At 73.3% G+C, this 21,183-nt stretch carries 19 protein-coding genes and 2 pseudogenes; 17 read left to right on the top strand and 4 right to left on the bottom strand.

Translation table 11 applies throughout. The features are described from left to right. Nucleotides 1-2: 2 nt before the first annotated feature. On the bottom strand, nt 3-1,445 hold the full coding sequence (locus ABD292_RS05105) for an MFS transporter (RefSeq protein ID WP_344205589.1): 1,443 nt from the start codon (nt 1,443-1,445) through the stop codon (nt 3-5). A gap of 98 nt (nt 1,446-1,543) precedes the next feature. On the opposite strand from ABD292_RS05105, the gene ABD292_RS05100 reads away from it, so the two are divergent. Together ABD292_RS05100 and ABD292_RS05095 are read left to right on the top strand one after the other, a co-directional pair. Further along, nucleotides 1,544-1,927, top strand: a complete 384-nt coding sequence (locus ABD292_RS05100) for an ArsR/SmtB family transcription factor (protein ID WP_344205588.1) — start codon at nt 1,544-1,546, stop codon at nt 1,925-1,927. 152 nt (nt 1,928-2,079) lie between these two features. Next, nucleotides 2,080-3,441: a glycoside hydrolase family 43 protein gene (locus ABD292_RS05095; protein WP_344205587.1), complete on the top strand. Its 1,362-nt coding sequence runs from the start codon at nt 2,080-2,082 to the stop codon at nt 3,439-3,441. 12 nt (nt 3,442-3,453) lie between these two features. Here ABD292_RS05095 and ABD292_RS05090 read toward each other — a convergent pair whose 3' ends face one another. Then, nucleotides 3,454-3,909, bottom strand: coding sequence for a MarR family winged helix-turn-helix transcriptional regulator (locus ABD292_RS05090; RefSeq protein ID WP_344205586.1), 456 nt, complete (start codon nt 3,907-3,909; stop codon nt 3,454-3,456). 91 nt (nt 3,910-4,000) lie between these two features. Here ABD292_RS05090 and ABD292_RS05085 point away from each other — a divergent pair, with 91 nt between their 5' ends. The 12 genes and pseudogenes from ABD292_RS05085 (at nt 4,001) to ABD292_RS05035 (ending at nt 14,848) form a co-directional block, all read left to right on the top strand. Next, nucleotides 4,001-4,444 (top strand): YybH family protein, encoded by a 444-nt coding sequence (locus ABD292_RS05085; RefSeq protein ID WP_344205585.1) that lies wholly within the window; start codon nt 4,001-4,003, stop codon nt 4,442-4,444. A 67-nt stretch (nt 4,445-4,511) separates the two neighbouring features. Then, nucleotides 4,512-5,627, top strand: a complete 1,116-nt coding sequence (locus ABD292_RS05080; protein WP_344205583.1) for a MerR family transcriptional regulator — start codon at nt 4,512-4,514, stop codon at nt 5,625-5,627. Nucleotides 5,628-5,832: 205 nt separating this feature from the next. Next, nucleotides 5,833-7,260, top strand: a complete 1,428-nt coding sequence (locus tag ABD292_RS05075; protein ID WP_344205581.1) for an MFS transporter — start codon at nt 5,833-5,835, stop codon at nt 7,258-7,260. A 53-nt stretch (nt 7,261-7,313) separates the two neighbouring features. Continuing rightward, nucleotides 7,314-7,685, top strand: a complete 372-nt coding sequence (locus ABD292_RS05070) for an STAS domain-containing protein (protein ID WP_344205580.1) — start codon at nt 7,314-7,316, stop codon at nt 7,683-7,685. A 10-nt stretch (nt 7,686-7,695) separates the two neighbouring features. Then, nucleotides 7,696-8,058: pseudogene (locus tag ABD292_RS48890) on the top strand (LLM class flavin-dependent oxidoreductase); the annotation flags it as partial. A gap of 3 nt (nt 8,059-8,061) precedes the next feature. Further along, nucleotides 8,062-8,171 (top strand): annotated as a pseudogene (locus ABD292_RS48885) (LLM class flavin-dependent oxidoreductase); the annotation flags it as partial. Nucleotides 8,172-8,595: 424 nt separating this feature from the next. Next, nucleotides 8,596-9,273 (top strand): vWA domain-containing protein, encoded by a 678-nt coding sequence (locus tag ABD292_RS05060; RefSeq protein WP_344205576.1) that lies wholly within the window; start codon nt 8,596-8,598, stop codon nt 9,271-9,273. 41 nt (nt 9,274-9,314) lie between these two features. After that, nucleotides 9,315-10,223: a protein phosphatase 2C domain-containing protein gene (locus tag ABD292_RS05055; RefSeq protein ID WP_344205575.1), complete on the top strand. Its 909-nt coding sequence runs from the start codon at nt 9,315-9,317 to the stop codon at nt 10,221-10,223. Beyond that, nucleotides 10,220-11,980 (top strand): hypothetical protein, encoded by a 1,761-nt coding sequence (locus ABD292_RS05050; RefSeq protein ID WP_344205574.1) that lies wholly within the window; start codon nt 10,220-10,222, stop codon nt 11,978-11,980. Before ABD292_RS05055 ends, ABD292_RS05050 begins: the two co-directional genes overlap by 4 nt. 69 nt (nt 11,981-12,049) lie before the next feature. After that, nucleotides 12,050-13,186, top strand: coding sequence for a cupin domain-containing protein (locus ABD292_RS05045; RefSeq protein WP_344205573.1), 1,137 nt, complete (start codon nt 12,050-12,052; stop codon nt 13,184-13,186). 20 nt (nt 13,187-13,206) lie between these two features. Continuing rightward, nucleotides 13,207-14,187: an RNA polymerase subunit sigma-70 gene (locus ABD292_RS05040; RefSeq protein ID WP_344205571.1), complete on the top strand. Its 981-nt coding sequence runs from the start codon at nt 13,207-13,209 to the stop codon at nt 14,185-14,187. A 61-nt stretch (nt 14,188-14,248) separates the two neighbouring features. Next, nucleotides 14,249-14,848 (top strand): maleylpyruvate isomerase family mycothiol-dependent enzyme, encoded by a 600-nt coding sequence (locus ABD292_RS05035; protein ID WP_344205569.1) that lies wholly within the window; start codon nt 14,249-14,251, stop codon nt 14,846-14,848. On the opposite strand, the gene ABD292_RS05030 is transcribed toward ABD292_RS05035, so the two are convergent. Next, nucleotides 14,838-16,517: a glycerol-3-phosphate dehydrogenase/oxidase gene (locus ABD292_RS05030; RefSeq protein WP_344205567.1), complete on the bottom strand. Its 1,680-nt coding sequence runs from the start codon at nt 16,515-16,517 to the stop codon at nt 14,838-14,840. The genes ABD292_RS05035 and ABD292_RS05030 overlap by 11 nt on opposite strands. 117 nt (nt 16,518-16,634) lie before the next feature. On the opposite strand from ABD292_RS05030, the gene ABD292_RS05025 reads away from it, so the two are divergent. Further along, nucleotides 16,635-17,435: an MIP/aquaporin family protein gene (locus ABD292_RS05025; RefSeq protein ID WP_344205566.1), complete on the top strand. Its 801-nt coding sequence runs from the start codon at nt 16,635-16,637 to the stop codon at nt 17,433-17,435. 11 nt (nt 17,436-17,446) lie between these two features. Further along, a complete protein-coding gene (glpK, locus tag ABD292_RS05020) occupies nt 17,447-18,955 on the top strand; it encodes a glycerol kinase GlpK (protein ID WP_344205564.1) in 1,509 nt (502 codons plus the stop codon). A 33-nt stretch (nt 18,956-18,988) separates the two neighbouring features. Here glpK and ABD292_RS05015 read toward each other — a convergent pair whose 3' ends face one another. After that, a complete protein-coding gene (locus tag ABD292_RS05015) occupies nt 18,989-19,723 on the bottom strand; it encodes an SDR family oxidoreductase (protein ID WP_344205563.1) in 735 nt (244 codons plus the stop codon). Between the two features lie 106 nt (nt 19,724-19,829). Here ABD292_RS05015 and ABD292_RS05010 point away from each other — a divergent pair, with 106 nt between their 5' ends. Further along, nucleotides 19,830-21,071 carry a phospholipase D-like domain-containing protein gene (locus tag ABD292_RS05010; RefSeq protein ID WP_344205562.1) on the top strand — a complete coding sequence of 414 codons (1,242 nt, stop codon included), beginning with the start codon at nt 19,830-19,832 and terminating at the stop codon, nt 21,069-21,071. The last annotated feature ends 112 nt before the right edge of the window (nt 21,072-21,183 follow it).

Raw genomic sequence — 21,183 nt, 5'->3', positions numbered from 1 at the left:
GCTCAGCCGGCCGCCGCGGGCGACGGGTCGGGCCGGGCCGCCTCGGGCGCGTCGCGGCGCGGGCGGGGCAGCGCGAGCGTGACGAGGAGCCCGGCGATCATCGCCGCCGCCGTCAGCAGCACGACCAGGAACTCGCCGTCGGCCATGGCCGCGCGCAGGGCCTCGCCGGCCTTGCCCTCGGTGCCGAGATCGGCGATGAACGTGAAGACGGCCAGGCCGATCGCGTTGCCGATGTTGAGCGCGGTCGAGGCGATGCCGTTGGCCACGCCCTGCTCGTGGGCCGGGGTGCCGGTGGCGGCGGCGATCCACATGGCGGTCCAGACGATGCCCTGGCCGACGCCGGAGACGATGAGACCGGGGACGAGCCGGCCGTACCCGGCGTCGGCGTCGAAGCCGAGCGCGAGCACGGCGGTGCCGACGACGCCGACGGCGAAGCCGGTCAGCAGCGTGGCGCGGTTGCCGAACCGGGTGGCGAGGCGTTCACCGGCCTGGGTGCCGGCGGCGATGGCGAGCGACGGGATGAGGAAGGCGAGCCCGGTCTGCAGGGCGCTGTAGCCGTGGACGCTCTGCATGAGCACGGTCAGGAAGTACGGCAGCACGCCGAAGGTGGCCATGTAGATGAAGGTCACCAGCATGCCGACGGTCAGGCTGCGGTTGCGGAACAGCCGGAAGGGCATGAGCGGGTCGGCACTGCGGGCCTCGACCAGCGCGAAGATCACCAGCAGGACGGCGGCCAGCACGAACGCCCCGGCCACGAGAGGGCTGCCCCAGCCCATCTCGGGCCCTTCGACCAGCGCGAACACCAGCAACGTCGAGCCGCCCGTGACGGTGAGCGCGCCCGGCATGTCGAACCTGCGCCGCTCGCGCCCGGCCGGGTCGCGCGGGATGACGGCGAGGGCGGCGAGGGCGACGATCCCGGCGAGGGGGACGTTGACGAAGAACACGGCCGGCCAGCCGAAGTGCTCGGTGAGCAGGCCGCCGAGCAGCGCGCCGATCGTCAGGCCGCTCGCGCCCGCGCCACCCCAGACGGCGAGCGCGCGGTTGCGCTGCGGTCCCTCGGCGAACAGGCTGTTCAGCAGCGCCAGCGTGGACGGCAGGAGCAGCGCGCCGCCGATGCCCTGGATCGCGCGGGCGACGATGATGACGGCCGGGGTCGTCGCCAGCCCGCCGGCCAGCGAGGAGACCGCGTACAGGGTCAGGGCGAGCACGAAGATGCGGCGGCGGCCCAGCAGGTCGGCCGCCCGGCCGCCGAACAGCAGGAAGCCGCCGGCGAAGACGACGTACGCGCTGACCACGAGTTGCTGGGTCTGGCCGGGGAAGCCCAGGTCGGCGCCGATCTGGGGAAGCGCGACGAACACGATGTTGAGGTCGAGCGCGTAGATGAGCTGGGCCAGGGCGAGGAGCGCCAGGGTCCAGCCGAGTCGCGGCACGGATGGTGTCGACATGGAACGCCCTTCACGGAGGGAGCGGGAAACGAATGTACGAGTACTTACGTACCGTCGTACTATGCCACACCGTTCGACGATCGCAGTACAGTGGGACCATGACCTTCCGCCACCCCGACCGCGACCAGATCCGGATCGAAGACGTGCTGTCGGCGCTGGGGAACTCCGTGCGCCTGGAGGTCGTGCGGGTGCTCGACGCCGGCGGCGAGCACAACTGCACCAGCGTCCTCCACCGGCTGGGCATCACCGCAAAGTCGACCATGACCCACCACTGGCGGGTGCTGCGCGACAGCGGCGTCATCTGGCAGCGGCCCTCCGGCCGGGAGAACCTGCTGGTCTTGCGGCGCGACGACCTGGACGCCCGCTACCCCGGGCTGCTCGACGCCATCCTGTCCGGCGCCCGTGCCGACGAGGCCATCCTGTCGGGCGCCCGTGCCGACGACGCCATCGAGCAGCACGAGCGCGCCGCCGCACCCGCCTGACCCCGGCCCCACGGCGTCCAGGGCCTTGACTGCCGGTGATGTTCGCGTTGACACTCGTGCACAATCCCCTTCGCTCGGCTGTTATCGCGAGCCCGGCCCAGCAGTGTTAGCGCTAACATCCGCCACTCCCCGACAGGAAGGGCCGTACCGCTATGTACCGCAGAAGAGCACTCATCCTGCTCGCCGCCTTATGCGCGGCGCTAGGCATCGGCGTCTCCCCCGCCTCCGCCGCGAACACCGCCTACGTCTTCGCCTACTTCACCGAGTCCCCGAACATGAACGGCGCCAATTACGGCCTGCACCTCGCCGTCAGCCAGGACGGGCTCAACTGGACCCCGCTCAATCAGAACAACCCCGTGGTCACCCCGACCGCCGGCACCCTCGGCCTGCGCGACCCGTTCATCCTGCGCAAGCAGGACGGCACGTTCGTCGTCCTCGCCACCGACCTCAACGGCACCGACTTCGGGCAGAACAACCAGTATCTGCACGTGTGGGACTCCACCGACCTGACCTCCTTCACCGGCTACCGCCGGATCAGGATGCACAACCTGAACACCCACACCTGGGCCCCGACCGCCTTCTGGGACGCCTCCCGAGGCCAGTACGGCATCGTCTACTCGGCGAACAACGGCAGCACCGACGTCTTCATGGTCAACTACACGACCGACTTCCGCACCGTCACCGCCAACCAGGTCTACTTCAGCCCCGGCTTCCCCGTGCTGGACGGCGACATCGTCGTGGACGGCTCGACCTTCTACCTGTACTACAAGAACCTCTCCAACGGCCTGCTGTACGGCGCCCGCTCCAGCACCGGGGCCGCCAACAGCTACACCACGTACACGAGCGGCCTGCGCCAGGGCAATGCCATCGAGGCCCCGCTGCTCGTCAAGAACAACGACGGCAGCGGCTGGCGGCTGTGGGGCGACTCCTTCAGCCCGGTCAACAACGACTACTACGCCTGGTCCACCTCGAACGTCGGCGGCAACTCCTGGACCGCGCTGAACCAGCGCGCCTACACCCCGCCGCTGAACGCCAAGCACGGCTCCATCGCCGGGATCAGCGCCACCGAGTACAACGCCCTCGTCTCCCGCTGGGGACTGCCGGGCTGGACGCGGCTGAAGTCGTCGAACTTCCCCGACCGCTACGTCCGCCACTACGACTACGCGGGACGGCTGGACGCCTACCCCTTCGACCCGTACCAGGACCAGCTCTGGCGGATGGTGCCCGGCCTGTCCGACTCGGCCGGGGTGTCGTTCGAGTCGGTCAACTATCCCGGCCGCTACCTGCGGCACTACGACTACGTGATCCGGCTGGACGCGAACGACGGCACCGCCGCCTTCCGCTCCGACGCCACCTTCTACCGGGTCGCGGGGCTCGCGGACTCGGCCTGGTCGTCGTTCCGCTCGGCCAACTACCCCGACCGCTACCTGCGGCACTTCGACTACCTGCTGCGCATCGACCCGGTCAGCACCGCGACGGACCGGGAGGACGCGACGTTCCGCGTCACTCCCTGATCCCCGCGCCGGTCAGGAGCCGGAGCGCAGCACCTCGGCGGCCTCCTGGTAGGCGGCGGCGGCCCGGTCGAAGTAGTCGTACAGGATCTCCAGCTGCTCCGGCGAGTAGCCGGCCAGGATCTCGCCGACCTTCCGCCGGGCGGGCGCCAGGACCTGGTCGAGCCCGGCGGGCCGGCCCGCCGGCTCGACGATCACCTTGCGGCGGTCGTCGGGGGCGGGGACGCGGCGGACGTAGCCGGCCTGCTCCAGCCGGTCGATGAGGCGCGTGGTCGGCCCGGTGGTCAGCCCGGTGCGGGCGCCCAGCTCGCCCGGGGTCATCGCGCCGGCCAGTTCGAGGACGTTGAGCGCGTACAGGTCGGTGGCGCCGAGGTCGCACGCCTTGGCGCCGGCCTGGCCGTGCAGCATCACCGCGCTGAGATAGCGCCGGTAGCGCCGGCTCGCCTCCGCCTGTGCCCCTGTCGTTGACACCCGGTCCTCCACTCCCTATTCTCTTCCTCAGAGAAGATAAATCTTCAGAGAAGAAACTTCTCCTCTGCAGGCACTACGATAGGGGCTCACCATGACCGGCACCACCACTTCCCCCGACCTCGCCGCCGTCACCGCCGTGCTGCGGCGCAGCCAGGACGCCTGGAACGCCGGCGACGGCGCGGCCTACGGCGCCTGCTTCACCGACGACGCCACCGACGTCACCTTCGCCGGCACCGTCTACCAGGGCGGCGCCGAGATCGGCCGGGCCCACCAGGCCCTGTTCGACAGCTTCCTCAAGGGCACCCGCCTGACCATCGAGATCGTCGATTTCCGTCAGTACGGCGACACCGCCGTCGTGGTCACCCGCGGCGAGGTCGCCAAGGGCACCCCGAAGAAGCTCGGCAAGCTCGCCACCTACACCCTCGTCCGCCAGGCCGGCGGCCAGTGGCGCATCGCCGCCGTCCAGAAGACCAAGCACAAGCCCCTCATGGAGGCCGTCTCCTTCGCCTTCCAGCCCGCCACCCGGCCCGCTTGACCTTCCCCTTGGGACAGACGGCAGCATCGTCGGCACCGGCCACGGCGGCCGGGGACGAGGAGGAGCGGTGCCGCTGCTGACCATCGGGGCCTTCGCCCGCGCCGCCCGGCTGTCGCCGAAGGCGCTGCGGCTGTACGACCGGCTCGGGCTGCTGCGACCGGCGGCGGTGGACGGCGAGTCCGGATACCGGTTCTACGACCCGGCGCAGCTCGAACGGGCCCGGCTGATCGCCTGGCTGCGCCGCCTGGGCATGCCGCTGGCACGCATCCGGCGCGTGTGCGACCTGCCCCCGCCCGCGGCGGCCGGCGAGATCGCCCGCTACTGGGAGCAGGTGCTGGCCGACACCGCCGCCCGCGGCGAACTGGCCACCTTCCTCGTCGACTACCTGTCGGGGAGGGGAAGCACGGTGGACGAGACGGCGAGCCTGCTCGGGCTCCGCTACGCCGCCCGTACCGAATCGGGCCTGGTGCGTACGAGCAACGAGGACGCCGCCTACGCCGGCCCGCGGCTGCTGGCCGTGGCCGACGGGGTGCGGGGCCCCGGCGGGGACCTCGCGAGCGCGGCGGCCATCGACGCGCTGAAACCACTGGAGACCCTGGCCGTGCCGGCCGGCGACCTGCTCGGCGCGCTCTCGGACGCGGTCGGCGCGGCCGAGCGCGCCATCGGGGAGATCGCCGCCTCGGCGGAGACGGGCGAAGAGGCGGTCACCACCCTCACGGCGCTGTGGTGGGCGGGGTCCCGGCTGGCGCTGGTGCACATCGGCGACACCCGGGCGTACCTGGTGCGGGACGGCGAGCTGTTCCGGATCACCCATGACCACACCTACGTCCAGGCTCTGGTCGACGAGGGCCGGCTGACCGTGGAGGAGGCGGCCTCGCACCCGCAGCGCTCGCTGCTCGCGAGGGCGCTGACCGGCGCGGGCGGCGCCCTGCCCGAGCTGTCGCTGCGCGGGGCCGCGGCCGGCGACCGTTACCTGCTGTGCTCCGACGGGCTGTCCGCTGTGGTGCCCGACCAGTCGCTGCGCGAGGCGCTGACCCGGCCGGGCGGGCCGGAGGAGGCGCTCGACGAGCTCATCGCGCGGGCCTACGCCGCCGGCGCTCCCGACAACATCGCCTGCGTCGTCGCCGACGTGGTCGGCCTGGAGGCCCGGCAGGCGGCGGCCGATGAGCACGACGGCAGGTGACGGGCCCATGAACGCCCCGGCCGGAGGGCGAGCGGGCGGCCGGGCGGGAGCGCGGGCGGGCGATCGGACGGGAGGTCGGGCGGGAGCGCGGGCCGGCGGGCGGACGGGAGCGCGGGCGGAAGGCCGGGGCGGGGATGCGGGCGGGAGGCCGGGCGGGGTGCGGGCGCTTGGTGCGTACACGGTTGATCGGCGGCCGCTTGCGGTCGTGGCCTATCGGCGGCTGTGGGCCGCCTCGGTGGTCTGCGCGGTGGGTGGCTCCTTCAGCGTGGTGGCGGTGCCGGCGCAGCTCTTCGCCGTCGCCGGCACGTCGGCGGCCGTGGGCGCGGCGGGGGCGGTGTCGTTCGGCGCACTGGTCGTGGCGGCGCTCTGGATCGGCGCCCTGGCCGACGTGGCGGACCGGCGCACGGTGCTGCTGGGCGCGCAAGTGGGCCTGGCGCTCACGTACGCGGCCCTATGGGCGCACGCCGCGCTCGGCGGGCGCTCCGTTCCCCTCCTGCTGGCGCTGGTCGCCTGCCAGGGGCTGAGCCTCGGCGCGATCATGACCACGATGGGCGCGGTGGTGCCCAGGCTCGTGCCGGCCGAGTTTCTGGCGGCGGCGAGCAGCCTGACGTCCCTGACCCGCTACGCCGGGTCGATCCTGGGGCCGGTGCTGGCCGGTGTGCTCGTTCCGGTGACCGGGGTGGCGACGTTGTACCTGCTGGACGCCGTCGCGCTGCTGTCCGTGGTGTGGGCCGTGCTCCGGCTGCCGCCACTGCCTCCCAACCCCGACCCGGCCGGCCCTACCGACCCGGCCGAGCCTGCCGCCCCGGCGCCCCCTGCTACCCCTGCCGACCCGGCGCCCCCTGCCGACCCTGCTGCCCCTACCGGCTCGGCCGGTAACGGGGCCGGGTCGGCCGGTAACGGGGCCGGGTCGGCCGGTAACGGGGCCGGGTCGGCCGGTAACGGGGCCGGGTCGGCCGGTCACGGGGTCGGGTCGGCCGGTCACGGGGCCGGCGGGCGGCGGGCGGCGGGCGGGCTCGTGCTCGCCGGGCTCCGCTACCTGGCGGGCAGCCGGCTGCTGGTGGCGGTGCTCGCGGTGGACCTCGCGGCGATGGTGCTCGGCATGCCGACGGCGCTGTTCCCCGAGCTGGCCCAGCACACCTTCGGCGGGCGGGCGGGCGGCGGCCCGGAGCTGGGGCTGCTCTACGCCGCCTATCCGGCCGGGGTCCTCGCGGCCGGCCTGCTGTCGGGCACGTTCACCCGGGCCCGACGCCACGGCGCTCTCATGGCGGCCGCCGCGGCGGCGTGGGCTCTCACCGTCGTGGCGCTCGGAGCGGCCCCGTGGCTGTGGCTCGCGCTGGCGGCGCTCGTCGCCGGCGGCGCGGTCAACTTCGTGCTGAGCACCTTCCGCAACGCGATCACGCAGGCGCACGCCCGCGACGCGGTGCGCGGCCGGATCCAGGGATCGCTCACCGTCGTCCTGTTCGGCGGCCCGCAGCTGGCGAACCTGCTGCACGGCGCGGCCGCCTCGGCGCTCGGCCCGCGTACCGCGATCGTCGCAGGCGGGCTGCTCACGGCGCTGACCGTGGCCGTGGTCGTCCGGGCGGCGCCGGAGCTGCGTCGTTACACCGTCGCCACGCCGGACGACCATTGACCGGAAAACGGGGAAGGGGAAGCGCGACCGCGAGGAGACGGAGGAGCCCGACCGTGGCCGCGCACGAGGGAGTTCCGGACTACGGCCGGAGCTGGGCGGCGGTCGTGCTGAGCGAGCGCCTCGACGCGGCCACGGCGGCGGGGATCGAGCGGCAGCTGAAGCTCCTGCCCGGCGCCGGCCCCCGGCTGATCCTGGAGGCGAGCCGGCTGGAGGACCTCGACGACCACGGCTACGAGATGCTGGTGAGCCTGGCGGACGCGGTGCGCGAGCGGGGCGGGCGGATGGCGGTGGCCGGCGCGCGGGGCGGCACGCTGCGCGCGCTCACCAGGCCGGGGCTGCGCGGCCGGCTGGCGCTGTTCGCCACGGTGGCCGAGGCGGTGCTCGACCTGGACGACGGCTCCGCGCCCGGAGGGTCACCCGCATAGCCTGGGGCGCATGGTGAAATACGCGGTCGGACTGCCGAACGTCGGCGAGTTCGGCGACCCTCAGGTGCTGACGGAGCTGGGCGTGGCGGCCGAGGAGCACGGCTGGGACGGGGTGTTCCTGTGGGACCACCTGCTCTACCACGATCGGGACTGGCCGGTCGTGAACCCGACGGTGGTGCTGTCGGCGATCGCCGCGCGCACCCGGCGGGTCCGGATCGGCGTGCTGATGACGGCCCTGCCCCGGCGGCGGGTGCAGACGGTGGCGAAGGAGACCGCGACGCTGGACCTGCTGTCCGGCGGGCGGCTGGTCGTCGGCGCCGGCCTCGGCTCGATGGACGCCGAGTACGCGGAGTTCGGCGAGGACCCCGATTTGAAGGTGCGCGCCGCCCGGCTGGACGAGGGCCTGGCGGACCTGACCCGGCTCTGGGCGGAGCTGCCGCCGGCTCCGGTGCAGCGGCCGCGGATCCCCGTCTGGTGCCCGGGCCGGTGGCCGGTGCGGGCCGGGTTCCGGCGGGCGGTCCGGTGGGACGGGGCGATGCCGACCTTCCGCGACTACGGGCAGGAACGGGGGCCGGTGCCGGCCGCGGAGTTCGCCCGCGTGGTGGACTTCCTGGGCGAGCAGCGGGGCTCGCTGGACGGGTTCGACATCGCGCTGGAGGGCCGGGCCGCGGACGGGCTCGTGGAGGCGTACGCCGAGGCGGGCATGACGTGGTGGGTGGAGGCGATGGGCTGGTGGCGTGGCGGCGTCGCCGACGCCCGCGCCACCATCACCGCCGGCCCGCCCCACTGACCCACCCGCCCGCCAAGCGCCCCTCCTGGACGCGAGTGTCGCCCTCCGGATCTTTGATCTTCATGGTTCGGGCGCTAGTGTCGCGGTTGACAGAAATGTGTGGAGGGCGGTGAAGGCCGGGTGGCCGAGACGAGGGGCGTGTTACTGCCCGCCTATGTGGTGGCCGACGAGTCCGCCTCCATGGGGCCGCACCACCAGGCCCTGTCGGCGGGGCTCGCGTCCCTGTGCAACGGGCTGCGCGCGGAGCCGATGATCGCGGCGAAGGTGCGGCTGGCCATCCTCGGCTTCTCCGACGACGTCCAACTGCGCCAGGGCCTCAGCGACATGCGGACGGTCGAGCGGCTGCCCGTGCTCGCCGTACGCGGGGCGACCAACTACGGCGCGGCCTTCGCCGACCTCGCGCGGCGCATCCCGCACGACATCCAGTGGCTCAAGAACGAGGGATACAAGGTGCACCGCCCGGTGGCGTTCTTCCTGAGCGACGGCCAGCCCACCGACGGCCGGCACTGGCAGGAGCCGCACCGCAGGCTCGTCGACCGCGAGGCCACGCCGTTCGCGCCCAACATCATCGCCTGCGGCGTCGGCTCGGCGCGCGCCGACACGATGCTGCAGGTGGCCACCCGCAGGGAGTTCGCCTTCGTCGCGCTGCCCAGCGCCGACATCGGCACGGCGATCGCGGAGTTCTTCCACGCGCTGACGGCGAGCCTGGTCGCCTCCGGGCGGGCCCTGGCCGGCGGCGAGCCGCAGCTCGTGGTGACCCGGCCAGAGCAGTTCCGGCTGGCGATCGACGAGGTCTGACGGCAGCTCGGGTCACGGCACGAGTCAGGGAGGTCCGGTACGTGCACCGCCCACAGCGGCAGGCCGAGGGGACGCGGCCCTGGAACCGCGTCGTCATCGACGTGCCCGGCCCGCGCTTCGAGCCGACGCCCCCTCGCCTGTCGGGCGGCACCTGCCCCGACGCCGAGTGCGACGGCTGGTCCGCCCCCGGCCTGACGCTCAGGTCGGCCTCCGTACGCGGCGAGCGGCACCGCTACTACCGCCAGCCCCGGCAGGACGCGACCTGCGCCGTGCTGCACGAGGAGAGCGGCGTCGTGGTGTTCGCCGTGGCCGACGGGCTGTCCAGCGCGAGCGCCGCGACGATCGGCGCGGCCGAGGCCTGCCGGGCGGCGGTCTGGGCGCTGCACGCGCAGCTCGACGAGGGCGGCACCGGCTTCTCGCCCGACTTCCACGGCGTCGCCAGGCACGCCGCCGAGACGCTGCACCGGCAGGCCGCCGCGCTCCTGCGCCGCGAACCCGGCCCCGAGCAGGCCGAGGAGCTGGTCGCCACCACCCTCGTGGCGGGCGTGGCCCGGCCCGGCGGGCACGGCGCGGAGGTCTCCCTGTTCCGGATCGGCGACTCGGCCGCCTGGACGCTCGACCCGGCCCGCGCCCGTTACCGGCCCCTGTTCCCGGCCAAGGCGGACGGGGACCTGGTCCCCACGTCGGTGGCCGCTCTGCCCCGGGTGCCCGAGCCGCTGGAGCGCTGGTCGGGCCGGCTCGCGCCCGGCCAGGTGCTGCTGGTCGGCACCGACGGGTTCGGCGACCCGCTCGGCGACGGCGACGGGCAGGTGGGCGCGCTGTTCGCCGAGCACCTGGCCGTGCCGCCGCCCCCGCTGTGGCTGGCCCACCTGCTGGACTTCTCCCGGGAGACGTTCGACGACGACCGGACGCTGCTGGCACTCTGGCCGCGAAGCGAGGCCCCACGATGAGCCGGACCGACCGCGACACGCTCACCCTCGGCCGCCGCCTCGGCCAGGGCGGCCAGGGCACCGTGCACGAGGTGCTCAACCGCCGCATCAACGGCCAATGGGACGTCGCCTACAAGGAGTACGACCCCGGCGTCCTGGCGAGCCTCGACACCGCCGCGCTCGCCGCCATGACCGACCTCATCGGCCGGCTGCCGGGATGGGACGCCGCCTGGCTGTGCGACAAGACGGCCTGGCCCGCCGAGCTCGTGGAGACCGGCGGCGCGGTCAGCGGGTTCCTCATGCGGGCGGTGCCCCAGCGGTACTTCTTCGACCTGCGGACCCTGTCGGGCGCCGAGCGGCGGCCGGCGACGCTGGAGTTCCTGCTCAACGACGACGCGTACGTCGCCGGCATCGGCCTCAGGATCAGCGACCGGGACCGCCTGCTGCTCATGGCCGACCTGGCCGGCACGCTGGCCCGCCTGCACGCGATGGACATCGTCGTCGGCGACCTGTCGCCCAAGAACCTGCTGTTCTCCGCCGACGCGCCGCCGGAGTGCTTCCTCATCGACTGCGACGCGATGCGGCTGGCCGGCGCCGAGGCGATGCCGCAGGTGGAGACGCCCGACTGGCGGCTCCCCGAGGGCGAGGAGAAGGGCACGCCGGGCGGCGACGCGTACAAGCTCGCGCTGCTGGTGGTGCGGATGTTCGCCCGCGACCAGACCTCCGCCGATCCCGGCCGGCTGGCGGCGGTCAGCCCGGCGCTGGCCGATCTCGCCGCGGCGGGGCTCCAGGAGGATCCCGCGCTGCGGCCGGGGCCGGAGCAGTGGGCGGCGGCGTTACGGGAGGCGGCGGGGTCGGCCCCGGCCGTGCCCCCTCTTCTCCCGCCGCCCCCACCCCCACCCCCGCCCGGTCCTTTCCCGCCGCCGGCGCAGGGGCGTCCCGGGTTCGTCGTCACCATGCCGAAGATGATCGCGATCGGCGCGGGCGCGGCGGTCATCGGGCTGGCGCTCGTCCTGGTCGTCCTGCTGGCGGGAAGGTCCCTGCTCGTGACGCTGGAGGGTCCGGGGGACGCGGCGGGCGTGGACGTGACGTCCTCCGGCAGCCCGCCCGTGCTCGCGGAGCCGCCCACCTTCCCCTCCAGCCCTCCGCCCTCCCCCAGCCCTCCGTCCACGGAGGCGCCCACCCAGGAAGCCACCCGAGAGCCCACCGAGGAGCCGTTCCGTCTCGCCGACCTCGACCTCCAGAGCACCGACCCGACGCCCCTCACTCCGTCGGCGCTGCTGCCGCAGTCCTTCAGGACCGCCAAGGGCGTGCGCTACACCCTCCGGGCGGGCGGCGTGTCCAAGTGCCCGGACGCCTACCCCGACAGCAACGTCCGCTCCGCGCTGCGCAAGGCGAAGTGCACCAAGATGATCAAGGGGGCGTACGTCAACCCGGGCGCGCCGGCGAACAAGCGGATCATGGTGTCCGTGTGGGTGGTGCCGCTGAAGAGCGACGAGCGGGCCGCCACCGCGTACGGTCGGCTGGAGGACGCCTACGCCGACGACTGGGGCATCGTGTGCCCCAAGAAGGGCCCAGGCTCCGGCCTCTGCCACACCACCTACTGGAACAACGCCCAGACGTGGGGCTGGGTCGGCTACACCCACCGCTATCTGCTGCACACCATGGCCATCTACACCAACCGCGCGAACTCCACCAAGGTGCGCCCCTGGCTCAAGGACGCCTCCAAGGCGGCGTTCAACGCGGTCGGCCCCACGGTCTACCACGACACGGACTGACGTTCCCGCAGCTCAGCGGGTATGAGACCGGCCAGTGCCCTCCGCGTGGGCACGGACAGGAGCGTACCCATGAAGATCGTGGTCATCGGCGGCACCGGCCTGATCGGCTCGAAGGTGGTGGAAAGGCTCACCCGGGAGGGGCACGAGGCGGTGGCCGCGTCGCCGAGAACCGGCGTCAACGCCCTGACCGGCGAAGGGCTGGAGCAGGCGCTGTCCAGCGCTCAGGTGGTGGTGGACGTCTCCAACTCGCCGTCGTTCGAGCGGGCGGAGGTCATGGAGTTCTTCGAGACCTCCACCCGCAACCTGCTCGCGGCCGAGGCGGCGGCGGGCGTGGGTCACCACATCGCGCTGTCGGTGGTGGGCACCGAGCGGATGCCGGACAACGGCTACTTCGCGGCGAAGATCGCCCAGGAGCGGCTGATCGAGAAGTCGGGCATCCCGTACTCGCTGGTGCACGCGACGCAGTTCTTCGAGTTCGCGCGGGCCATCGCCGACGAGGCGACCGTGGACGGCGAGGTGCACGTCGCGCCGGTGCGCTTCCAGCCGATCGCGGCCGACGACGTGGCCGACGCGGTCGCCCGCGCCGCCGTGGACGCGCCGCTGAACGGCCGGGTCGAGGTGGGCGGGCCGGACCAGTACCGGATGGACGAGTTCTTCCGCGAGGCGCTGACCGCCTGGGGCGACCGGCGCCAGGTCGTCACCGACGAGCGGGCCCGCTACTTCGGCAGCGTGCCGGGCGAGCGGACGCTGGTGCCGGGCGGCGGCGCACGCCTCGGCCGGCTCGGCTACCGCGACTGGCTCGCCCGCGAGCCCGCCGCGTGGCAGAAGGCGCTCACGGTGGTGCAGGAGGTGCAGCCGCCGTTCATCCCGGCGGGAGCGCACGCGATGACGGTCGTCGTCGAGCACCCGCCCGGCTCCCCCGGCACGCCGCCGCACCGCCACTCCGGCCCCGCCTTCGGCTACGTCATCGAGGGCGAGATGCGGTTCGAGCTGGAGGGGGATCCGGAGCGCGTCCTCCGGGCCGGCGAGGCGTTCTGGGAGCCGGGCGGCGACGTCATCCACTACCAGGACGGCAACGCCCGTGACGACGTCCCGGTCCGCTTCACCGTCACCATGCTGTGCGAGCCGGACCGGCCGATGCTCGTCCTGGTCGAGGAGGAGGAGCTGGCCCGGCGCCGGCACCTGCGCGCGCCCCGCCCGTCCTGAGCCCTTGCCATGATGGGAGGGTGACCGTACAGGACGAGACCGAATCCCTGGTGGCTCGGCTGGAGTCGCTGCGCGGCCCGCTGACCGGCTACTGCTACCGCCTGCTCGGCGCGTCCGGCGAGGTCGACGACGCCGTGCAGGAGACCATGCTGCGGGCCTTCCGCGCGATCGGCGGCTACGACCCCGGCCGGGCCGCCCTGTCCACGTGGGTGCACAGGATCGCCACGAACGTCTGCCTCGACATGCTGCGCGGCGCCGAGCGGCGGGCGCTGCCGTGGGACATGGGGCCGGCCGCGACCGGCGGCGACCTCGGCGCTCCGCTGCCGCCCGGCCGGTGGGTGGAGCCTCCGGCGGGCCTCGGACCGGCGGGCGCGGACGATCCCGCGCACCTCGCGCTGCGGCACGAGACGCTGCGCCTGGCCTTCGTGGCCGCCCTGCAGTGGCTGCCGCCGCGTCAGCGGGCCGTGCTGGTGCTGCGGGACGTCCTCGGGTTCAGCGCGGCGGAGGCGGCCGAGGTCATGGAGACGTCGGTGGCGGCGGCCAACAGCGCGTTGCAGCGCGCGCGGGCGACGCTGGAGCAGCACAGGCCGCGCCAGGCCGACCCGCCGGAGCCGGCCGACCCGGCCCAGCGCGACCTGCTGCGCCGCTACGTGCGGGCCTTCGAGACGCACGACGTGCGCGGGCTGGTGGCCGTGCTGGCCGACGACGCCCGGTCGGGGATGCCGCCGTTCCCGTGGTGGCTGGACGGGCCGGCGAGCATCGCGGCGGTGCTGTCGGTCGCGGCCGACGCCTGCGCCGGGGACCGGCTCGTCCCGGGCGGGGTGGCCGGCGGGTGCTGGACGCTCGGCCAGTACCGGCCGGACGCGGGCGGGGCGCTCAGGCCGTTCGCGCTGCTGGTGCTGGAGCTGCGCGGCGGGCGGATCGGCGACATCGTCACCTACCTGGGGTACGGCGACCGCTTCGCCGCTCATGGCCTGCCCGCGGTTTTGGAGAACCGATGAGTCCGGCGGCCGGCGGTCGTACAAGAGGTGACACGTACGACCCGACCGGAAGGCCATGTCCATGTCACCGACCGACGCCGACCTGAGGCGGCACGTCCACGCCGAACGCGAGCGGCTGGCCGGGCTGCTCGCCGAGCTCTCGCCGGAGGGCTGGGGCAGCCCGTCGCTGTGCTCGGGCTGGCGGGTGCGCGAGGTCGTCGCGCATCTCACCGCGCCGTTCCGCACCAGCCTGCCCCGGCTCGTGGCGGGCCTGGTCGCGGCCCGTTTCTCCGTCGACCGCTACGCCGACCGGGCCGCCCGCGGCGACACGGCCCGCCTGTCGGACGCCGACCTGCTGGCGTGCCTGCGCGCGAACATCACCCACCCGTGGCGGCCGCCGGGCGGCGGGGACGGCGGGGCTCTGGCGCACGACACCATCCACGGCCTCGACATCACGGAGCCGCTGGGCCTGCCCGCGCCGCCCGTCGAGCGGATCGCCCTCGTGCTGGCCGGTACGAACCCCCGCAACCTGTCCTACTTCGGCGTCGACCTCACGGGAATGCAGCTGCGCGGCGCCGACGCCGACGTGCGGGTGGGCACGGGCGAGCCGGTCGAGCTGCCGGCCAAGGACATCCTGCTGACCATCACCGGCCGCCGTCCCCTGCCGTCCGTCACAACGTGACCGCCGCGGCCGTCCTGGCCTCGGCCAGGGCGGTCCGCTCCGCCTCCACCAGCCGCAGGCACGCGGCCGTCTCCTCCTCCACCCGCCGCTCGTCCCAGCCGAGCAGCCCGGCCATCAGCCGGGCGACCCGCGGCGCCGCCCGCTCGGCCAGCTCGCTCGACTCGATGAGCATCCGGGTACGCCGGGCGAGGACGTCCTCGGCGTGCACCGCGCCCTCGTGGGTGACGGCGTAGACGACCTCGGCCCGCAGCCACGGACCGGGCTCGATCAGCGGCTCGGCGAGCGAGCGGTCGCGGGCGAGGAGGTCGAGCACCTCCAGGGCGAGCGTGCCGTAGCGGCGGACGAGGTGGCGCACGGTCTCGGGTTCGAGGTCGTGGTCCTCGGCCAGCCGGCCGACGGACGCCTCCAGCGCGGGCAGCCCGTCCGCGCCGACCAGCGGCAGCCGGTCGGTGACCGAGGCGGGCACGTCGTAGCCTTCGAGCGCGACGTCGATCACGTCCCTGGCCATGATCCGGTACGTGGTGTACTTGCCGCCGGCGATCGCCGCCAGGCCGGGGACCGGCACGTCCACCACGTGCTCCCGCGACAGCTTCGCGGTGGGAGCGTTCTTCTCGGCGGCCACGAGCGGGCGCAGCCCGACGAAGAGGCCGACGACGTCGCTCCTGGTCAACGGCCTGACCAGCACCTCGTTGGCGTGGCGGAGGATGTAGTCGATGTCCTCGCCGGTGGCGGCGGGCTCGGCACGCTCGCCGTCCCAGTCGGTGTCGGTGGTGCCGACGATCCAGCGGCGCCCGGTCCACGGGATGATGAACAGCACGCTCTTCTCCGTACGGATGATCAGGCCGGTCCGGGAGTCGATGGCCTCGCCGGACACCATGATGTGCACGCCCTTCGACATCCTGACCTTGAAGGCGGGCTCGGCGCCGCCCGGGAGGCTGGTCACGGGGCCGGTCCACACGCCCGCGCACACGACCACGGCGTCGGCCGAGACGTCGATCTGCGCGCCGCTCTCCTCGTCGCGTACGCGGGCGCCGACGACGCGCTCGCCGAACTCGTCTCTGGTCAGCGCCACCACCGAGGTCCGGGTGGCGATGGCGGCGCCGTGCGCGGCCGCGGTGCGGGCCAGGGCGAGGGTGTGGCGGGCGTCGTCCACCTGCGCGTCGTAGTAGATGACGCCGCCGCTCAGCACGTCGGTCCGCAGGCCGGGCACCAGGCGGCGGGCCGCCTTCGGCGACAGGTTGCGGTGCCGGGGCATCGGGTGGCGCACGCCCTCCAGGGCGTCGTACAACGTCAGGCCGGCCGCCACGTACGGCTGCTCGATCATCCGGTGGCGCACGGGGTAGAGGAACGTGACCGGCCGCACCAGGTGCGGGGCCAGCCGCGCGACCAGCAGGTCGCGCTCCTTCAGCGCCTCGCGCACCAGCTTGAAGTCGAACTGCTCCAGGTAGCGCAGCCCGCCGTGGATCAGTTTGCTGGACCGGCTCGACGTGCCGGACGCGAGGTCGCGGCTCTCCACGAGGGCGACTCGCAGCCCGCGCGAGGCCGCGTCGAGGGCCGCGCCCGCCCCCGTCACCCCACCGCCCACCACCAGGACGTCGAAGGTCTGCGCCCGGAGCCGGTCGAGGCATTCCTGGCGGTCACGCGCGTCGAGCGCCCCGGTGATTCCCATCGCCTTGTCCTCACTTTCCGTAACTGATCACATTCGCACTGTATGCCTTCCCTGGAAGGGGGAAGGCTCACCTCAGCCGGAAAGGGAGCCGGGAAGGGGACCCAGGAAGGGGGCGGGGTGGCGCTGAGCAGCAGGAGGTTGGCCGGCGAGATGATCGCCGAGTTCGCCGGGACGATGGTGCTCATCGTGTTCGGCGTGGGCGTCGTCGCGCAGGTGGTCGCGGCCGAACTCGGGGACCACGACAGCATCTCCTGGGCCTGGGGCATCGGCGTCGCGCTCGGCGTCTACGTCGCCGGCCGCACCACGGGCGCGCACCTCAACCCGGCGGTGACGCTGGGGTTCGCCCTCTTCCGCGGGTTCGAGTGGCACAAGGTGCTGCCGTACGTGGTGGCGCAGACCGCGGGCGCCTTCGTCGGCGCGCTGCTGATCCGCTGGAACTACACCGAGGTGCTCACCGCCGTCGATCCCGGGCACACGCTCAAGACGCAGCTGGTGTTCTCGACGCTGCCGGGCAACGGCACGCTGCCGGTCGGCCAGTGGGGCGCGCTGCGCGACCAGATCATCGGCACCGCCGTGCTGCTCTTCGTCATCTTCGCGCTGTCCGACACCCGCAACATGGCGCCCGGCGCGAACATGGGACCGTTCGTCATCGGCCTGCTCATCGTCGGCATCGGCATGGCGCTGGGCGCCGACGCCGGCTACGCGATCAACCCGGCCCGCGACTTCGGGCCGCGCCTGGCGAGCTTCCTCACCGGCTACCGCGGCGCCTGGCGCGACCAGTACGGCGACCTCTACTTCTGGGTGCCCATCGTGGGCCCGCTGATCGGCGGGGTGCTCGGCGCGGGCCTCTACCAGGCGCTCATCGCCCGCCACCTCCCCCGCGACGAGGACCGCGACACCGTCAAGCCGTCCGACTGAGGGAGTACGACATGCCTGACTTCGTGGGCGCCGTGGACCAGGGCACGACGAGCACCCGCTTCATGATCTTCGACAGGGGCGGCGCCGAGGTCGCCAAGTTCCAGTTCGAGCACGAGCAGATCATGCCCAGGGCGGGCTGGGTGGAGCACAACCCCATCGAGATCTGGACCAGGACCGCCGCCGTGATCCAGACGACGCTCCAGCGCTCCCGGCTGCAGGACAGCGACCTCGCGGCGATCGGCCTCACCAACCAGCGCGAGACCACCGTCGTGTGGGACCGGCGCACCGGACGGCCGTACTACAACGCCATCGTCTGGCAGGACACCCGCACCGACGAGATCGCCGCCGCGCTGGACCGGGACGGCCGGGGCCAGGTCATCCGCGACCGTACGGGGCTGCGGCCGGAGGCGTACTTCTCGGGCGGCAAGATCCAGTGGATCCTGGAGAACGTCGACGGCGTGCGCGAGGCGGCCGAGCGCGGCGAGGCCGCCTTCGGCACCACCGACACCTGGACGCTGTGGAACCTGACCGGCGGGCGCAAGGGCGGCGTGCACATCACCGACGTGACCAACGCCAGCCGCACCATGCTGATGGACCTCGACACGCTCGACTGGGACGACGAGCTGCTGTCGTTCTTCGGCGTGCCGCGCGCGATGCTGCCGGAGATCCGCCCGTCGTCCGACCCCGCCGCCTACGGCACCTCCTACCGCTACGGCCCGGTCGGCGGCGAGGTGCCGATCACCGCGATCCTCGGCGACCAGCAGGCCGCCACGGTCGGCCAGGTCTGCTTCTCGCCCGGCGAGGCCAAGAACACCTACGGCACCGGCAACTTCCTGCTGCTCAACACCGGCACCGAGCGGGTGCGCTCGGAGAGCGGCCTGCTCACGACCGTCGCCTACAAGTTCGGCGACGAGCCGGCCGTCTTCGCGCTGGAGGGCTCCATCGCGGTCACCGGCTCGGCCGTGCAGTGGCTGCGCGACCAGCTGCACGTCATCAGCACGGCGGCGCAGAGCGAGACGCTGGCGCGGCAGGTGACCGACAACGGGGGCGTGTACTTCGTCCCGGCCTTCTCGGGGTTGTTCGCGCCGTACTGGCGGGCCGACGCGCGGGGCGCGATCGTCGGGCTGTCGCGCTTCAACACCGCCGCCCATCTCGCGCGGGCCACCCTGGAGGCCATCTGCTACCAGAGCCGCGACGTGGTCGAGGCCATGCAGCGCGACTCCGGGGTGGTGCTGGACGTGCTCCGCGTGGACGGCGGCGTGACCGCGAACGCCCTGTGCATGCAGCTCCAGTCCGACATCCTCGGGGTGCCGGTGAGCCGGCCGGTGGTGGCGGAGACGACCGCGCTCGGGGCGGCGTACGCGGCCGGGCTGGCGGTGGGCTACTGGCGCGACCAGGACGAGCTGCGCTCCCACTGGGCCGAGGACCGCCGGTGGGAGCCCACGTGGAGCGAGGAGCAGCGCGAGCGCGGGTACGCCGGCTGGAAGAAGGCCGTCTCCAAGTCCGTCGACTGGCTGTGACGAGCGGCCCGGCGGACCGGGGCGGGTCCTTCGTCATCGGCGGAGCCATTCGCCGTAGGTGGTGGCGGTGATGACGGCGCCTTCGCCGGCGACGAGGGCGCGGCCCTGGGCGGCGGCGTACAGCCCGGCGCCGTCGTCGGTCACCACGGTGCGGTGGTCACCGCGGGCGGCGAGGGTGATCCGGCCCAGCTCGTCCAGCGGGAGCACCTCGGGGCCCGCGAGGTCGATGGTGCCGCGCAGCGGCGTCCCCACGACGACGCCGGCGACCACCCGGGCGACCTCGTCCCCGGCCACCGGCTGCAGGAGGGTGGGAGGCAGGCGGACGGTGTCCTCGTCGGACGTCCAGGACACCACCGTGTCGATGAACTCGAAGAACTGCGTGGAGCGCACGATCGAGTAGGGCACCGGGCCCGCCTTGAGCAGGTCCTCCTGGAGCACCTTCGCGCGGTAGTAGGCCAGGCCGGGCACTTGGTCGGCGCCCACGATGGACAGGATGACCGCGTGCCCGACCCCGGCGGAATCAGCGGCGGCCAGCAGGTGGCCCATGGTGGCGCGGAAGAAGGCGGGCGAGGTGTCGTCGAAAGCCGGCGGCTTGGTCAGGTCGACGACGGCGTCCGCGCCCGCCAGCGCCTCCGGCAGGCCCTGCCCGGTGAGCAGGTCGACGCCGGTGGCGCGCGAGCGCGGCACCGCGTCATGACCGGCCGCGGTCAGCAGCCGGACCAGGCGGGACCCGATGAGGCCGGTCCCTCCGACGACGACGATCCTCATGTGCGGCAGCCTTTCCTTGACAAACGGCCTCGACAGGCGTTCACCATGATCTCAACACGGCGGACGCGTGACCGGGCAGCGTCACCTCCATGACGAAGGAGTCCCTGTGACAGCCACGAAACCCTCAGTCACCCTTCTCATTCTCTCGTTATGCCTGGCCCTCACGCCGGCCGCCCCCGCCGGGGCCGCGGTCAGCGGGCCGCCCGTCATCGACGCCCCGGTGTTCAACGACCCGACCGTGGACTCGGGCGTCGCCCACAGCCCGAGCGAGCGGCAGTCGGCCGTCATGGACCAGCTCATCAGGCTCATCAAGGCGGTGCCCGCGGGCGGCGAGATCCGCTTCGCGATGCACCAGTTCGTCCCCGGCGACCGGTCGAGCGAGGTCGCCGCGGAGCTGGCCGCCGCGCACACCAGGGGCGTCGGCGTGCAGGTCATACTCGACAGCCAGGACGACGGGCGCAACGACGCCGTCTTCGCCCAGCTCGGCGCCGCCCTCGGCACCACCGAGACGGCCCGCTCGTGGGCCGTGCGCTGCGAGTACCCGGACGAGAGCGCCGACCGGGGCTGCATCGCCAGGGACTACCTGCACGCCAAGTTCGCCACCTTCTCCAGCGTGGTGGCCGGGGGTGTCACGTACCAGAAGGTCGTGTTCCAGACCTCGTCCAACCTGTCGGACTGGTACCTGTACAACTCCTACAACGACAGCTTCACGGTCAGCGACGCCGTGACCTACGACGGGTACGTCACGTACTTCAAGGACCTGCGGGCCCGGCGCATGCAGCCCGTGAATCCGGACTACTTCTGGACGACGCCGACCGGCACGGCGTACAAGGCCCACTTCTTCCCGCGCAGCTCGGCCGCCGGCGACCCGATCGCCAACGTGCTGAAGCTGGTCAAGTGCAGCTACAAGGACGCCGGGGGCGTCACCCGCCAGACCGACATCCGCCTGGCGCTGACCGCCTTCAACTACAACCGCAAGGCGATCGTGGACGAGCTGCTGCGGCTGCGCGGCGAGAACTGCTGGATCGACGTCGTCTACTACGACGGCACCGGCGTCACCTCCTACATCAGGGACCGTCTCGCCGAGCGGGCGTCGAACGGCAAGTACCTCCAGGTCACGCCGTGCCGCTTCACGGTGGGCGACCGGTCGGTGGTGACGCACACCAAGATCATGATGATCGACGGGTTCTACGACGACGACATCACGCCGCGCGTCTACACCGGCAGCGCCAACTTCACGACCCTGGAGAACTCCGACGACTCCATGCTGCGGATCGCCGGCCGGGGCGTGCACGACCAGTACCTGTCGTGGTTCTACGGGCTGCGCCGCGCCTGCGGCGGGCCCTGATTCCTTGTGCTCACCTGGCGGGGACACCGGGGCGGTCGCGTGGGATGATGACGGCGCCATGTCGATCGCCGCACCAGCCGCCGCCGGGCCTGTTTCCGGGCCTGTTTCCGGG

It is taken from the genome of Nonomuraea bangladeshensis (assembly GCF_039529455.1).
In the GTDB taxonomy this organism is placed as follows: Bacteria; Actinomycetota; Actinomycetes; order Streptosporangiales; family Streptosporangiaceae; genus Nonomuraea; species Nonomuraea bangladeshensis.
The sequence above is the reverse complement of the archived record's forward strand: the minus strand, read 5'-3'. Positions and strand labels throughout refer to the sequence as shown.